General features: G+C 56.3%; 15 protein-coding genes. 5 read left to right on the top strand and 10 right to left on the bottom strand.

Going from position 1 to position 14,356, the window contains the following annotated elements; translation table 11 throughout:
* Positions 1 to 3 precede the first annotated feature (3 nt).
* Positions 4 to 1,635: an alpha-D-glucose phosphate-specific phosphoglucomutase gene (locus tag BMY44_RS10590; protein WP_089993771.1), complete on the top strand. Its 1,632-nt coding sequence runs from the start codon at positions 4 to 6 to the stop codon at positions 1,633 to 1,635.
* A 13-nt stretch (positions 1,636 to 1,648) separates the two neighbouring features.
* Here the strand turns inward: BMY44_RS10590 and BMY44_RS10585 are convergent, their stop codons facing one another.
* Positions 1,649 to 3,256, bottom strand: a complete 1,608-nt coding sequence (locus BMY44_RS10585; protein WP_089993768.1) for an alpha-glucosidase — start codon at positions 3,254 to 3,256, stop codon at positions 1,649 to 1,651.
* A gap of 78 nt (positions 3,257 to 3,334) precedes the next feature.
* Positions 3,335 to 5,194, bottom strand: a complete 1,860-nt coding sequence (locus tag BMY44_RS10580) for an alpha-amylase family glycosyl hydrolase (RefSeq protein ID WP_207510507.1) — start codon at positions 5,192 to 5,194, stop codon at positions 3,335 to 3,337.
* An 807-nt stretch (positions 5,195 to 6,001) separates the two neighbouring features.
* On the opposite strand from BMY44_RS10580, the gene BMY44_RS10570 reads away from it, so the two are divergent.
* Together BMY44_RS10570 and BMY44_RS10565 are read left to right on the top strand one after the other, a co-directional pair.
* On the top strand, positions 6,002 to 6,514 hold the full coding sequence (locus tag BMY44_RS10570; protein ID WP_131801597.1) for an ACT domain-containing protein: 513 nt from the start codon (positions 6,002 to 6,004) through the stop codon (positions 6,512 to 6,514).
* Positions 6,515 to 6,559: 45 nt separating this feature from the next.
* Complete coding sequence (locus tag BMY44_RS10565; RefSeq protein WP_089993759.1) at positions 6,560 to 7,045, top strand: GFA family protein; 486 nt, start codon at positions 6,560 to 6,562, stop codon at positions 7,043 to 7,045.
* A 228-nt stretch (positions 7,046 to 7,273) separates the two neighbouring features.
* Here BMY44_RS10565 and BMY44_RS10560 read toward each other — a convergent pair whose 3' ends face one another.
* Positions 7,274 to 7,669: a DUF1801 domain-containing protein gene (locus BMY44_RS10560; RefSeq protein WP_089993756.1), complete on the bottom strand. Its 396-nt coding sequence runs from the start codon at positions 7,667 to 7,669 to the stop codon at positions 7,274 to 7,276.
* A gap of 460 nt (positions 7,670 to 8,129) precedes the next feature.
* Here BMY44_RS10560 and BMY44_RS10555 point away from each other — a divergent pair, with 460 nt between their 5' ends.
* Both BMY44_RS10555 and BMY44_RS10550 read left to right on the top strand, forming a co-directional pair.
* Entirely contained in the window at positions 8,130 to 8,654 is a 525-nt protein-coding gene (locus BMY44_RS10555; protein ID WP_089993753.1) for a CAP domain-containing protein, read from the top strand.
* A 79-nt stretch (positions 8,655 to 8,733) separates the two neighbouring features.
* Positions 8,734 to 9,249 (top strand): CAP domain-containing protein, encoded by a 516-nt coding sequence (locus BMY44_RS10550; protein WP_089993751.1) that lies wholly within the window; start codon positions 8,734 to 8,736, stop codon positions 9,247 to 9,249.
* Here BMY44_RS10550 and BMY44_RS10545 read toward each other — a convergent pair.
* The 7 genes from BMY44_RS10545 to BMY44_RS10515 all read right to left on the bottom strand — a co-directional run bounded on the left by BMY44_RS10545 (position 9,246) and on the right by BMY44_RS10515 (position 14,356).
* Positions 9,246 to 10,190, bottom strand: a complete 945-nt coding sequence (locus BMY44_RS10545) for a phosphatidate cytidylyltransferase (RefSeq protein WP_089993748.1) — start codon at positions 10,188 to 10,190, stop codon at positions 9,246 to 9,248. The genes BMY44_RS10550 and BMY44_RS10545 overlap by 4 nt on opposite strands.
* A complete protein-coding gene (locus BMY44_RS10540; RefSeq protein WP_089993745.1) occupies positions 10,187 to 10,831 on the bottom strand; it encodes a lysophospholipid acyltransferase family protein in 645 nt (214 codons plus the stop codon). The genes BMY44_RS10545 and BMY44_RS10540 overlap by 4 nt, the downstream gene beginning before the upstream one ends.
* 129 nt (positions 10,832 to 10,960) lie before the next feature.
* On the bottom strand, positions 10,961 to 11,245 hold the full coding sequence (locus BMY44_RS10535) for a hypothetical protein (RefSeq protein ID WP_089993742.1): 285 nt from the start codon (positions 11,243 to 11,245) through the stop codon (positions 10,961 to 10,963).
* Between the two features lie 24 nt (positions 11,246 to 11,269).
* On the bottom strand, positions 11,270 to 11,950 hold the full coding sequence (locus BMY44_RS10530) for a PspA/IM30 family protein (protein WP_089994826.1): 681 nt from the start codon (positions 11,948 to 11,950) through the stop codon (positions 11,270 to 11,272).
* A 20-nt stretch (positions 11,951 to 11,970) separates the two neighbouring features.
* The gene (locus BMY44_RS10525) at positions 11,971 to 12,369 is read right to left on the bottom strand and encodes a hypothetical protein (RefSeq protein ID WP_089993740.1); all 399 of its coding nucleotides are present in this window, start codon (positions 12,367 to 12,369) and stop codon (positions 11,971 to 11,973) included.
* A 92-nt stretch (positions 12,370 to 12,461) separates the two neighbouring features.
* The gene (locus tag BMY44_RS10520) at positions 12,462 to 13,064 is read right to left on the bottom strand and encodes a TetR/AcrR family transcriptional regulator (protein ID WP_089994823.1); all 603 of its coding nucleotides are present in this window, start codon (positions 13,062 to 13,064) and stop codon (positions 12,462 to 12,464) included.
* Between the two features lie 71 nt (positions 13,065 to 13,135).
* Positions 13,136 to 14,356, bottom strand: a complete 1,221-nt coding sequence (locus BMY44_RS10515) for a mandelate racemase/muconate lactonizing enzyme family protein (protein WP_089993737.1) — start codon at positions 14,354 to 14,356, stop codon at positions 13,136 to 13,138.

Raw genomic sequence — 14,356 nt, 5'->3', positions numbered from 1 at the left:
CAGATGCCGATCCAGAACGTGCGGACCACTCCGATCGAAGGGCAAAAGCCGGGAACCAGCGGGCTTCGAAAGAAGACGGCTGTGTTCAGGCGACCTCACTTCCTTGAGAACTACGTGCAGTCGATCTTCGACGGGATCGGCGGCGTAGAGGGTAAGACCCTCGTCATTGGTGGCGACGGGCGGTTTTTCAATGATGCAGCGATCCAGATCATCCTGCGCATGGCCTGTGCGAACAGCGCGGCCAAATGTATCGTGGGACAAGGCGGGATTTTATCAACGCCTGCGGCGTCCCATCTTATTCGGCTGAAAAAAGCAGATGGTGGGCTGATCTTGTCAGCCAGCCATAATCCCGGCGGCCCCGATGCCGATTTTGGTCTGAAATATAACGGTCCGAATGGGGGCCCGGCGACAGAGGCCGTCACGGACAAGATCTTTGAGCGTACTAAAACACTCGCTTTCTACAAGATTGCTGCGGCGGGAGATATTGATCTAGCGCAGCTTGGCATGCACAAGCTCGAGGACATGGTGATCGAGATCGTCGATCCGGTCGCCGATTATGCTGAGCTGATGCAGACCATCGTGGATTTCCCGAAAGTCCGGAACCTCTTCGCTGGCGGCTTCACTATGTGCTTTGACGCAATGCATGCGGTCACCGGACCCTATGCCCACACAATTCTCGAGGACATGCTCGGCGCACCCAAGGGCACCGTAATCAATGGCGAGCCCAGCCCTGATTTTGGCAAGGGCCACCCGGATCCGAACCCTATCTGGGCCAAGGTCCTGATGGACAAGATGTATGGCGCTGATGCACCGGATTTTGGGGCGGCGTCGGACGGCGATGGTGACCGAAACATGATCGTGGGGCGCGGTGCGTATGTCACGCCTTCCGATAGCCTTGCGCTTTTGACCGCGCATGCACATTTGGCCCCCGGCTATCGTGGCGGGCTCTCAGGGGTCGCACGCTCCATGCCAACCTCGCGCGCAGTTGATCGCGTGGCTGAAAGTCTTGGTATCGGATGCTACGAGACGCCCACCGGATGGAAATTCTTTGGCAATCTGCTGGACGCGGGCAAGGTCACCTTGTGCGGGGAAGAAAGCGCCGGAACCGGATCGGATCATGTGCGCGAAAAGGATGGGCTTTGGGCCGTCTTGTTATGGCTGAACATATTGGCAGAAACCGGCAAATCAGTGTCCGAGCTGATGGCTGACCTGTGGCAGGCTCATGGCCGTTGCTATTATTCGCGCTTTGACTACGAGGATGTGGATAGCGGCAAGGCCGAGGCAATGATGGATGGGCTGCGCGCCAAGCTCAACAGCGTTGCCGGGGTCACCATTGGCGGCTTGACCGTCGAAGCGGCGGATGAGTTTGCCTATCTGGATCCGGTGGATGGATCGAAGTCCACAGGCCAAGGCATTCGTATCGCCTTCGAAGGCGGTGCGCGTGCCGTGTTCAGGCTCTCGGGGACGGGGACTCAAGGCGCGACCGTCAGGCTTTACCTTGAGCAACTGGAGACCGATCCGGGCCGCTTGCAAGAAGAGCCTGAACATATGCTTGCAGACGTGCGCGAGGCCGCGCTCACGGTTTCGGACCTCACGGCGATCACCGGTCGCACCGCGCCGGACGTCATTACCTAAGCGTATGACGTCGCTACAGGGGAATGTCCGCGCCATGGGTTAAGTAGGCAAACCCATTGCCTTCAAGGGTCAGCACACCGTCCGTTATTGACGACGCCTTGCCCAACGCGATTTCCGCCGCATTCTTCAGCGGCACAGTGTGCACGTTTTTGGACAAGTTGAATATGCAGGTCAGCGTTTGCTCGTCGCTTTGGCGGGTGAAGGCGAGAAGAGGTTCGGGCAAGGAAATGAAGGTCGTCTTGCCTCGCGACAAAGCCGGGCTGTTCTTGCGATACGCGATCATCTCTTTGTAGTAGGCCATGATGCTTCCATCGCCTTGCTGGTCCACCGCGCGGGCAGCCTGCGGGGGCTTAACCGGCAGCCAAGGCTGCGCGGTCGAAAATCCTGCATTCAGAGCGTCCTTTTCCCAAACCATTGGCGTGCGGCACCCATCGCGGCCTTTCACAGCAGGCCAGTAGCGGATCGCTGGCGGATCGGTCAGTTCTTCAAACTCCAGCTCTGTTTCGGTCTGGCCCAGCTCTTCGCCTTGATAGATGCCAATGGTGCCCTCGAACGACATCAGCATCGCGCAGGCCAAGCGGGCGATGCTGTCTTCGGAGACCGAATGCTCAGCCCAGCGTGTGACCTGACGAGGCACATCATGGTTGCTGAAGGACCAGTATGGATGCCCGTCGGGCGCGCCGGATTGGAATCCTTCAATACAGTTGCGGAAATGCTCCGCGTTGAAGTCAGGGCCCAACATGGCGAAGCTGTAGGCCATGTGCAGGCGCTCTCGCCCTTCAGTGTACTCGCCCATGATCTCGATTGAGCGGCGGCCCATTTCGCCGACTTCGCCCACCATCATGATATCGTCATACTGATCCGTCAGCGCCCGCAGACGCTCCAGAAACGCTATATTTTCGGGCCGGGTCTTATTGTAGATATTGTTCTGCATTCCATAGAGGTCCGTCGCCATCACCTGCGGCGCAGCCTGAGCTGGCGGGTTGGAACGCAGCTCTTGGTCGTGGAAATAGTAGTTCACCGTGTCGAGTCGGAAACCGTCCAGGCCGCGGTCTAGCCAGAACTTGCAGGTTTCGAGGATCGCGTCGACGACATCGGGGTTATGGAAGTTCAGATCAGGTTGGGAGCTGAGGAAGTTGTGCAGGTAGTATTGCCCCCGCTGCGGATCAAACTCCCAAGCGGGGCCACCGAAATGACTGTGCCAGTTGGTAGGGGGCGATCCATCGGGTTGGGGGTCGGCCCAAACATACCAATCGGCTTTGTCGTTGTCTCGGCTGACGCGGGATTTCTTGAACCAGTCGTGCTGGTCAGAGGTATGTGACAAGACTTGGTCGACGATCACTTTCAAACCGCGCGCATGGGCACCCTCGATCAGGGCGTCAAACGCGGCCAGACCGCCAAACAGCGGATCAACGGCGAGGTAGTCCGAGACATCGTATCCCATGTCAGCTTGCGGTGACGCGAAGATTGGCGACAGCCAAATACAATCCACCCCAAGACCCGCAATATGGTCAAGCCGCTGCGTGATGCCTGCAAGATCGCCCACACCATTGCCGGTACTATCTTGATATGACCGCGGATAGACCTGATAGATCACCGCACTCCGCCACCATTCTTGCATAAGTATTCGCTCCGCCTTTGGATACATGCTTACGGTCATGCCCTTGATGTGACTGGCATTGAAAGTAAACCTGAAATTTTACGAAGACAGCCAAAGAATTCGGTGTGCCGGCAATGTGATCCCTGTGCGGACATGAAATGCCTCGCCGGTGATTAAGTCGGTCATCCGTGGTGGGGTAGCGATGAAATGCTGTGCTAAGATGTCCTGCGGATCATCAGCAAAATTGGCGAGCACATGAATTGTCTGGTCGTCGGTGCTGCGTGTGTAACCGAGCACGTGGGTGTTGCCTGTCGGGAATGGCGCGATGGCGTTGCCAGCCAGGCCCGGGGCGGATTTGCGCGCAGCAATCAAACGCTGCATGCCTGCAAATATCTGGCCTGCTGTCGTGTTCGGGTCATGGCGCTGGTCGTAAAGGTCATCCGGCCTAAAAGGTCGCCCGACCCAACGCGAGTCGCTCGCGCGGCTGGGATGGTCGAGATAGGAATGGTCATTGAGCTGACCGACCTCGTCACCCAATGACAAAAGAGGAATGCCGCCAGCGGAAAACGCAATCCCGTATAAAAGCATAAAACGGTCGATACCGCCCGCATCCCCTGCCTCAACCCCTGTGAGGGCGGCGGTGGTCCCGCACACGCGGCAATCGCCGGTCTTGGGGTTGAACTGAAACGGAACGCCACGCGCGAAGCTGCCCTCGAACTGGTTGGAATAAAACGCGTTCAAGAAACGCCGATGGTCAAAGCCCAAAATGCCAAGCTCGGCCGCGTCTTCATCCGCAAAGGTCCATCCAATATCGTCGTGACTGCGCACGTAGTTGACCCAAGCACAGTTGGGGTCGAGGGCTTGCCGCATCGTGATCGCTTGATCTAGCAATGCCACATTGCGTGTGGCAAGCGCTTCCCAACTCAGGGCCATCAACAGCGGGTTATATGAGATTTGGCACTCGTGCGGGTCGATATAAGACACAACCTCGTCAGGGTGAACGATCGCTTCTGATTTGAACAACAACGATGGCGCGGCGATGCGGCAGACGCTGTTGAACGCCTGAAGCAGAAGGTGCGCCTCTGGCTGGCTCTCACACGTGGTGCCAAGTCGCTTCCAGATGAAGGCGACCGCATCCATGCGGATCAGGTCGACGCCCTGATTGGCCAAAGCTAACATCTCGCCTGCCATGGCGTTGAACACAGCCGGGTTTGAATAGTTCAAATCCCACTGAAACGAGTGAAACGTCGACCAGATCCAACGCCCATCAGGCAGTTGAATGAAAGCGCCCGGGTGGTCATCTGGAAACACCTCGCGCACCGTACGTTCAAACGCATCCGGCATCCGCCTGTCGTCGAAAATCCAGTAGTAGTCAGAAAATTCAGGGTCTCCGGCAGCCGCCTTCTTAGCCCATTCATGCTCGTTAGAGGTGTGGTTGAAGACGAAATCAGCGACAAGAGAGATACCATTCTCGCGCAGAAGGTCCGCCAACGCGCGGACATCTTCCATCGTTCCCAAATCCGAACGGACGTCGCGATAGCTGGAAACCGCATAGCCACCGTCAGAGCGTTCCTTCGGGCAGTCAAAGAACGGCATCAGGTGAAGATACGTCACACCAAGCTCTTTCAGATAGGGTACGTGATCCTGCAGTTTGCGCAGATCGCCCGCGAAACGGTCTACGTAACAGAATGCACCAATCATCTTGTTGGATTGAAACCAGTTCGGTGTGGCCTCACGCGCGCGGTCAAGCTCTTTCAATGCGTCAGGGCGGTCTTGCCATGAATTGAGTGCCACAGTGATGAGATTGATAAGCCGCTCAACGCAATCTTCTCGATCTCCGTACAGTGCTGTGAACAACTTAAAGAGATTGGGAAAATGTTCGTCAAATCGCTCCTTGAAGGATGCCAGATCGTGACTGTCAAAGTCAGCCCCCGCCTGCGTCAGACTAGACAGGATCAATGCGGAAACGGCTTTAAGTTGTTGAGAAGAAGAGAGCATTGAGCACCATCAGTAATTTCCGCAGGAGGTTTGGCGTGCGCCGGAGAGGCACATGTTCATTTCTATCATGGCTGCCATGAGGCCACCAGAATTGAGTGTGGCGATTGGTTTAGAAGCAACCTGACTTTGCAACTGTCCAGCCACTTCGCCGCAAACCAAGATTTTTCCAAACATGAAGCAACACTTGTTGCCTAAAGGATCGAGAGATTTTGACTGCCAGAAACCAAACGATCAGGACGAATCCAGTACAAACGTTTTCGGGCCAACTCGCTCCGAAAGCGGACCTTGGCCAAGTTGAGTTCAAAGGCAGCAGACATAGCAGACTGTAAATTTGACCAAGCCCGGATTTCGCGTCTGCAGCATCTTGACGGCCAGGTGATCGGCCGCAATTGCTACCACCGCAGGCGACCCGTCGGAACTAGATTGCAACGGCGTCAGCAATCGCCAAAGCATCTTCAGGTTCCACACCCAAGTTGACGGACTATGCTGTCCATCTTGGTGGGGCGGGGTATAAGTTGAACGGCTCGCAGGTTACCAGTTTTCTTGTAGATTTGTGTTACTCTGGTTCTTCGCATCGAGCGGGTGCCATATGCGCTTGCTATGAGACCAATTGACGTCAATCAATCCCGGACAATCCGCGCACACTGGCGCGTTGAAATGCGCATGCACTCGTGGAACGGACAGGGCCAAAGATACTCTGAGCGTGTGCTCCACCCATTTCAATAATGTGTCCAAAGCAATGTATGCTGGCTCTGCGCGAATGTTGGCTTGGCTTTGCCGACCGAAGGACCTAATCTGGCGCAAGTCATCATCTTGGAAGATGAAGCTCCCTTGCGACGCTCTACGTCATTGCAGGGAATGTCCTTCTTCAGTCTAACTGCGGAGGACCAATCTTTGGCTCACACATTACAAATCCGATTTGTGCCAGGACGATACGCTGTCTCTAAACTCAGAGCCAATGTGGACATTCCAAGCTGGTTTAGAGGGCCAGGCTTTAGGGCACTTGTCCACGCCGATGACGAGACAACATTGGTTTGTCTCGAAGATCGCGTTCCGGAAAACATCGAAACTGAAAACGGTTGGGCCTGCCTGCGCACGATTGGTTCTTTTCCATTTGATGCTGCCGGAATAGTCCAATCACTCATCACGCCACTTTCTACCAATGGCATCGGTGTTTTTGTCGTCTGCACTTACGACGGCGAGCATGTCCTAATCCCTGCCTCAGACAAGAAAAAGGCAGTGAAGTTCTTGGAAGCGGCTGGGCACGTTGTCAGCGGGTAGTACCACACGCACGAGTATCAAACCGAATTGAGGAGATTTAGAGAAATGACTTCAACGGGTCTTATTGGCAGATGTCTATGCGGGCAGGTCACTTACGACACAGGTAGCAAGCCGCTTTGGATTACGGTTTGCTACTGCAGGTTTTGTCAACGCGCCACAGGTTCCGATCGAATGATTGAGCCCGTTTTTGACCGCCAAGGCTTCAACTTCGGCCCTGTTCAGCCCGACGTCTATACACAACCGTCCGATGGAAGCGGAAAGGATATAAACGTACACTTTTGTTCGACTTGCGGAACCAAGCTGGCGCTGACTTTTGAACGGTGGCCAGACAAGATTGGTGTTTACATTGGAACGCTCGTCAATCCCGATGCGATCAAGATCAGACCGGAAAATAGTAAGCACATATTCGTTTCTGAGGCCCGGTCAGGGACCCTGTTACCACCAAACGTGAAGATTTTTGATCGCCACGCGGCAGAGAATGATGGCACGCCAATCGCGCCAACCATTCATACGAAGCCCGTTACCACCTAACGAAAGCAGCCGTCCACGCAGCCGCCGCGCATTCATACTTCGTCGCGCAAGCTTTGCATTCATTCAGAACCTAATTGGGTGACTTCATCGAAAGTCCGCATAGACGGGCCGCAGCGCAGCATTCCCAGTGAGGGGTGATTGGCAGCAAAGGGCGGCTGTGCGGGACCTTGCTGCCGTTCGCTGCGTTCTTTGCAATGGCGGCTAAGTGGAGCACGAGGTCGGATTGGTTCAAGCAAGACGTTCCAGTCGACCGTTACGTTTGTAAATATTCTTGTAGTCCCACTGGATATCTCTGCTCTTTGAAAGCCATCGCCTCAAGTCGGCAGTCTCAATCTCGTTTAAATCCTTGTAGCGGATTGAAGCATCTTTGAACTTGCCAGTCCCAAGTTTTAACTTCGGCTCTTCAAAATCCGCCCCACTCCAGAACATTAGACGTATACAGTCCTTGAGCTTGCTGTAACCGACTACGGGGTTTTCATTGAGGAACCACACTGGATGGCCATGCCATATCTTGCAGTCGGCCTCTGGAAGAGCTTCATCGATGACCGCACGCAGCGCGTCGCAAATGGCCCTGTCCGCAGATGATTGAGCCTTGTGAAACTCTTGAATGGTGGTTGGCTTCATGGCAGTTCTTTAGCACAGGTCCGGTCGCAACCGAAAGGAAGCCGACATTCGTGCAATGTGCAGCATCCGACACTCTGGGCTCATAACCGCCATTCCCTACACTTGCAGACAGACCACATTGTAAGAACGCCACCGCTGACCACATCTCCGGGCTTTGAGATAGCCAGCGGAATGTCCGCCGAACGTACAGTAATCAAAAGACAAGCGTGGAAAGCTTACTGCGTACTTTGAAAAAGTTATGCTGTGATCGGCACCATGCCATGATCGGCACGAATCCACTTAATTGCGGTGCCGTTCGATTTGGAACGTCCAATTGTGGCGATTCTTGCGCGACTTATTGCGAATTGCCCAGACATTGACGGCTAACTGCCGCTTTCTTGTCCGCTTCTCATAGTTAGGTGTTCGACGGGGCGCAGCGGAGCGCAGAGATAGTTCCGCACATGATCGAAAGGTGTCGTCGATGAAGCCCGTCTATTCCGTTGCTCTGCTCGCAACGTTGGCTGCCTGTGGTGGGACAAGCATTTCCGAAAACGTCGTTAGTAGTGGTGGATCGCTCGCATCCCCGACTACAACGATCCCGGCCGTTGCGCCGGTTCCCGATACGGCCCAGGATGCCTCCTTTGCCGATCTGCTGAACGGCGTGCGTCGTGACAATGGTGCCGATGATGTGACCTACAATGCACAACTCAACACCGCCGCCCAGCGACACGCCGATGATATGCTCGAGAACGATTACTTCTCGCACACCGGTCTCAACGGGTCATCGGTTGGTCAACGCGTACAGGCCGCCGGTTACAATTTCAGACGCGTTGGTGAAAACATCGCCGCCGGCTACCAGACAGAAACAAGCGTTCTGGACGGCTGGGTGAATTCGCCCGGACACCAGCGCAACAACATCGATCCGAACTTCGAAGAATTCGGATTGGGCTTTGCCCGTGACGGACAGGATACCCGCTGGGTTCTTGTATTGGGCACAGAACAATAGAAAACAGCCGCTCCGCGTACGCGCGAAATGGACAGGCAGGGGCCGCGACCGGGCTTTGCCGACCAAAAAAGGACACGACATGAAATACCTGATCGCCATCCCGGCAATGCTTGCCCTGACCGCCTGTGGCGGGGCGTCGATTGGTCTTGATGACTCTGTCTCGCGCGGTGCGCCATCGACATATGGGATCGAAGACCTTCCCGTAGATAAGGTGGAGGATGCAAGTTTCGGCAGCATCCTGAACGGGCTGCGCGATTCCCGTGGTATTCCGGCTGTGACATATGACGCCCGGCTTGATCAGGCAGCGCAGGCCCATGCCGACGATATGGTTGAACGCGGTTTTTTCAGTCACGTGAATCCGGACGGCGAAAACGAATATGACCGGATCGTTGCAACAGGTTACAACCCGCGCTCGTGGGGCGAAAATCTTGCCGGTCGCCAGACGTCCGAAGCGGATGCACTTGTGACATGGATCAACTCTGCCGAACACAATCGCCTGTTGAATGCAGAGACTGTGAACGAATATGGGCTTGGCGTGGCCGGTTCCGGACGAGGCACGCGCTGGGTGTTGGTCATGGCGTCAGAGCGCGACTAGGGCACCCAGAAGAACATCACCAGATGATAAAAGATCGGGGCAGCGAAGACGACGCTGTCCAGTTGATCGACGAATCCACCTTGTCCGGGGATCAGGTGGGACCAGTCCTTGACCCCACGATCCCGTTTGATCGCCGCGAAGACAAGGTTCCCCAGCATCCCTACCAGTGATGCAACGGCTGCCATGACCATGGCACCGCCCACACCAAAAGGTGTGATCCAGCTCAGCAATCCCCCGATCAGGGCCGCGGACGCGATTCCGCAGGCCATGCCTTCAAGTGTCTTGGGGGACAGTCCGGGCGCGATGCGTGTTTTGCCGATGCGCCGCCCGAAGAAGTATTCCAGCAGATCGCCCAACTGCACGACCATTGTCAAAAAGGCGACCAGCAAAATTGCCCGATCCCCGTATCCGGGAATGTCGACGGTCATCAACGCGGGCACGTGGCTGACGCAGAACACGGCGATCATCAGCGCCCATTGCGTTTCAGCCACGCGGATCAGAAAGCGGTGCGAGTCACCACGCAACGCGCTGACGATGGGCAACATCAGAAACGCGTAGACAGGGATGAAAATCGACGTCAGCCCGGTCCATTCCATGGCAACAAAGATATACTGCAGCGGCAGAACAGCGAAGAAGGCGAGCGCGAGGCTGATATGGTCCGCCTGACGTTTGTGTGTCAGCGTCAGAAACTCGCGCAGTGCTGCGAAACTCGCAAAGGCAAACAGGATCATCACGCCGATCTTGCCGATCAGCAGGGCCAGCCCGATAAAGGCAATCATACCCCACCAGCTGTTGACCCGCGTCATGTAGGTATCCAGAACCGGGTTCGCTGTCCCGTCGGTTTGGCGGGCGCGCAACACCTCCCCAAAGAACGTCAGCGCGAACATGATCCCGAAGCTGCCTAATGTCAGCAGCAGGACGTCACTGGTCGTCTCGTTCATGTCGGCTCCTCCGGACGCAGGGCCAAAAGGGCCTCGGCGGCACGCTTCAGGAAATCATCCTTGCTTTCGCCGTCCTTCACATGGATCGGCTCGCCGAAGGTTACCGTACAGATCAGGGGCAGGGGGATGACCTCGCCTTTGGGCATGATCGAATTCAGGTTGGCGACCCATGTCGGCACAAGGTCAACGTCGGGACGCGCAACACCCATGTTGTAAAGGCCCGCCTTGAACGGCAAAAGCGGGTCCTCGGTCATGTTCCTGTTGCCTTCGGGGAAAATGATCAGCGATGATCCCTCATCCAGTGCGGCAAGGATCTTGTCCATCGGCTTGTCCTGCACCTCTGGTCGGCGATCGACCAGCACGCAGTTGAAAACCTCTGGGCCGACAAAGGCGCGGATCGGGTTTTTCAGCCAGTAATCCGCCGCCGCAACGGGCCGCACAGTGCGCCGCAACGCGGGTGGCAAACAGGACCAGATCATCGGCATATCGCCGTTGGATGTATGATTGGAGAAATAGACCCGCTGCTTCGGGACCGGCTCGATCCCCTGCCAGACAGGGCGCACAGCGGTGATAAAGCGTGCAAACAGGCGCAGCAGGTTTCCGACGATATCAGCCGCAACGCGGCGCAGGATCTTTTTCATACAGCAGAGTTTGCCTTGATTTCATGCACTTGGAAAGAGAATTGCCCGCCCCCGGGGGAACTTCCGGGGGCGGGCCTGCGAGGCACAAGGGACACATTGGGGAGATATGGCCGCGCAGATAGGGCGTGGTCAGTCCTGATCGCCACCGACATATTCAGACAGAAGGCGTTCGTTCTTTGCGTCTTCAAGGCGCTGGATCCGATCTTCGGACAGCCGGTCGTCAAAGCGGTATTTGACGAAGTTCACGAGCGCGAGTGTCAGAAGCAAAATACCGATCCCCCAATAGCCCTTCGTCGAAAGTGGCACATCGGGCGACATGTAAAGCGACAGCGCGAGCATGCCATAGGCAACCAGAACGGCGGCCCCGTTGAAGAACATGATAAGTGCGTTGTCAGAGCGGAAGTTGTTATGCATGGGAGGTCTCCTAAGGTATTGTCGTTACTTTGTTTTCAATTTCAGACGTGCCAGAACGTCTTCGGCCGTCGATCGGGTCGCCGCGCCATAACCTGCGTCAGCCAAGCGGTTGGTGACACCGTCATGTGCCAGTCCGTCGTTGATCTCGGACAGAATTTCGGCCTGCTCGAACGGGTCGTCGCGTCCCAGAACGCGGGCGATAAGCTCCTCGGCCTCTTCCGCGCTGGAACTGGACCGGATCGTCGCATTCATCCGCGACTGGATGTCCTGTTCGCGGCGAACGGCACGGGCCTGGATCGCCCCTTGCTTGAGGTCGATAATCCGGCGGTGTCCGGCCTCGATCGACATCCGCAGCCGTAGGATTTTTTGATCGAGGCGGTTCAGGGTTTCGTTTCTGACCGCCAGTTCGTTTTCCATCGACGCAATGGCTTTTGCCGCTTGCGTCGCCATGTCCTCGCGCCCGTCGTCAAGCGCGGCTTCTGCGCGGCCCATCAGATCGTCCACCTTTTTTTGCAGCGTGACGCGCATGTTTTCTTCGGCGCGCTGTCGCTGGATAAGGCTGGCCAGCGTCGCCTTGGCAACCTTCAGACTGCCTTCGGCCTCGCGGATTTTCTGGTCGATCAATTCGATTGCAAAAGCGTCGCGGATGCGGTCTTCGCCGCGAGCGTTGGCACCATGGATCAACGTGGCGAGAGTCTTGAACATGGGAATTGTCCTTTGTTGGGTCAGCATGGGAGGGCCTTTGATTGGGTGAGATTTTCAATCCGCGACAAAACACGAGAGATCAGCGCATCGTCCTTTTCGGGATCACGCGGCGTCAGTTCAGGGGCTTTCGCCTTGGGGCGGGGGTCAAGTGTCGCAATTTCACGGTTCAGATCGACGATCATCTTGAAGCGGATCGCAAGGTCTTCCTTCAGGCGGGCAAACATTTTGGCCGCTTCCGCCGCATTATCCGCCCGTCCCGCATCAAGCGCGGCCTGAAGGCGGTCGCCCAGAAAATTCAATTTGAACTGAAGAGTCTGGTGGCGGTCTTCTTCTTGACGGAGCTGCTGACGCAGGTCCATCAGGGTTTTGTCGTCTGACGACGGACGGGTCGCGTAGCGAATATCAATTCCTTTGAGCATGGCGTCATTCCTTTCAATTCGAACGTGAACGTTGTTCATGAAACAGATATAGAAAGCCGCTTGCTGTCATGCAAGTAAAAAATGAACACTGTTCAGATTTTTTTCGAACCAGCCAGTTGGCGCAAGATCAGACCCAACATCTTGTCGATATCTCCGGTTGGAACACCAGAACTCGCTTGATCAAGGCTCAGAAGCACGATCCCATGCACCGACGAAAACAGCGCACGCGTCATTAGCAACCGTTCTTCATCGTCCAAATCCGGAAAGATTATCCCCAGCGGTGTGCTGATATACGTGAACAGCAACCCCATTTCGTGCAAGTACCAATCGGGAGCCTCTTCTTCTGGTGCACGCTCCAGATCAAAAAGCGCGCGCCAGTGATTATGGTTTGCCGCAGCAAAGTGATGGTAGGCCTGCGCCATGATCACCAGCTGTTCTGTCGGATCCTGCGGCGCGTCTGCCAGTTCTTCGGCGACGGTGGCCCCCAAACGATGAAAGGTTCGCGCGTTCACGGCCAGAACCAGATCGTTAAGATCGGAAAAGACGTTGTAGATCGCACCCAAGGCACAGCCCGCATCCTTTGCAAGATCGCGGGCGCGCAGGCCGGACAAGCCGTCAGCCTCGATCTGCTTTTCTGCAAGGTCGATCAGCGTATCGCGCAAGGCCGCGCGGCGTGCGGCAACTTTTCCAGCCATCGGAAGCTCCTTCATGAACGGGGTTCAGCCTAACGCACGAACCACCAACCGTCCATATCGCACCAGCGCCGTCATGTTTTGACCGGCGCGCCGCCTGCAAAGTTGTTGATCCCGTGATAGCTGATCGGGTCTTCCTGCATTTGCAGGTGCAGACCGTCGTCGGTGAACGGATGCGCGCGGGCAAGGTCTTCGTTAAAGTTGATGCCCAGGCCCGGTCCCGTTGGCGGGGTGATATACCCGTTTTCGACGGTGATCGTTCCGCCGATCAGATCGTGATGGAACGGAGTTTCGATGGTTTCCGCCATCAGGATGTTCGGGATCGACGCGGATAGATGGACGTTGGCCGCCCATTCGACAGGGCCTGCATAAAGATGCGGTGCCATCTGTGCGTTGAAGGTTTCGGCAAGGGCCGCAATTTTCTTGGTTTCCCATATCCCGCCGGACCGCCCCAGTGCGGGCTGCAGGATGCTGACGCCTTGCCGCAGCGCGTGCGCGAACTCTGTTTTGGTGGTCAACCGTTCACCTGTCGCAATCGGAATACCGACCGCCTGCGCGACTGCGGACATATCCGCATCGGGCGGTGTGGGTTCCTCATACCAAAGCGGGCTGTAGGGTTGGATCGCTTGCCCCAGCCGGATCGCGCCGCCGGTGGAAAATTGCCCGTGCGTGCCGAAAAGCAGATCAGCGCGATCACCCACCGCCGCGCGGATCTTGGCGCAAAAGGCGACAGACAGCGAAATATCATGCATTGATGGCATATGCCCACCGCGGATCGTGTAAGGCCCTGCGGGGTCGAATTTGACAGCGGTGTAGCCTTGTTCGACCATATCGACCGCGACCTCGGCAGCCATATCGGGATCGGCCCAGAATTGGGGCATCGGATGGGACGGGCGGGGATAAAGATAGGTATACGCGCGGATGCGTTCGTTCATGCGGCCACCGATCAACGCATGAACCGGCCGGTCACGGTCTTTGCCAAGGATATCCCAGCAGGCAATTTCTAGTCCCGCGAACGCGCCGATGACCGTCACGTCAGGGCGCTGCGTAAACCCGGCGGAATAGGCGCGGCGAAACATCAATTCGATGTTCTCAGGGTTTTCGCCCTGCATATGACGCTCAAAAACGTCGGTGATGACCGCTTTCATCGCTTCGGGGCCGACCGAGGATGCATAACATTCGCCATACCCGACGATGCCGGTGTCCGTCGTAACCTTCGGGATGATCCAATAGCGCCCGCCCCAGCCGGGGGCAGGTGGTGCGGTGACGATAATGTCGAGGTCTGCTAACTTCAT

The sequence above is a fragment of the Cognatiyoonia koreensis genome, assembly GCF_900109295.1.
Classification (GTDB): domain Bacteria; phylum Pseudomonadota; class Alphaproteobacteria; order Rhodobacterales; family Rhodobacteraceae; genus Cognatiyoonia; species Cognatiyoonia koreensis.
Note: the sequence above shows the minus strand (reverse complement) of the source record. Positions and strands in the feature narration are given on the sequence as shown.

Coding starts and splice junctions, on each gene's coding strand:
- BMY44_RS10590 (WP_089993771.1), top strand. CDS start 4: ATGCCGATCCAGAACGTGCGGACCACTCCGATCGAAGGGCAAAAGCCG.
- BMY44_RS10585 (WP_089993768.1), bottom strand. CDS start 3,256: ATGCAAGAATGGTGGCGGAGTGCGGTGATCTATCAGGTCTATCCGCGG.
- BMY44_RS10565 (WP_089993759.1), top strand. CDS start 6,560: ATGACTTCAACGGGTCTTATTGGCAGATGTCTATGCGGGCAGGTCACT.
- BMY44_RS10560 (WP_089993756.1), bottom strand. CDS start 7,669: ATGAAGCCAACCACCATTCAAGAGTTTCACAAGGCTCAATCATCTGCG.
- BMY44_RS10555 (WP_089993753.1), top strand. CDS start 8,130: ATGAAGCCCGTCTATTCCGTTGCTCTGCTCGCAACGTTGGCTGCCTGT.
- BMY44_RS10550 (WP_089993751.1), top strand. CDS start 8,734: ATGAAATACCTGATCGCCATCCCGGCAATGCTTGCCCTGACCGCCTGT.
- BMY44_RS10545 (WP_089993748.1), bottom strand. CDS start 10,190: ATGAACGAGACGACCAGTGACGTCCTGCTGCTGACATTAGGCAGCTTC.
- BMY44_RS10540 (WP_089993745.1), bottom strand. CDS start 10,831: ATGAAAAAGATCCTGCGCCGCGTTGCGGCTGATATCGTCGGAAACCTG.
- BMY44_RS10535 (WP_089993742.1), bottom strand. CDS start 11,245: ATGCATAACAACTTCCGCTCTGACAACGCACTTATCATGTTCTTCAAC.
- BMY44_RS10530 (WP_089994826.1), bottom strand. CDS start 11,950: ATGTTCAAGACTCTCGCCACGTTGATCCATGGTGCCAACGCTCGCGGC.
- BMY44_RS10525 (WP_089993740.1), bottom strand. CDS start 12,369: ATGCTCAAAGGAATTGATATTCGCTACGCGACCCGTCCGTCGTCAGAC.
- BMY44_RS10520 (WP_089994823.1), bottom strand. CDS start 13,064: ATGGCTGGAAAAGTTGCCGCACGCCGCGCGGCCTTGCGCGATACGCTG.
- BMY44_RS10515 (WP_089993737.1), bottom strand. CDS start 14,356: ATGAAGTTAGCAGACCTCGACATTATCGTCACCGCACCACCTGCCCCC.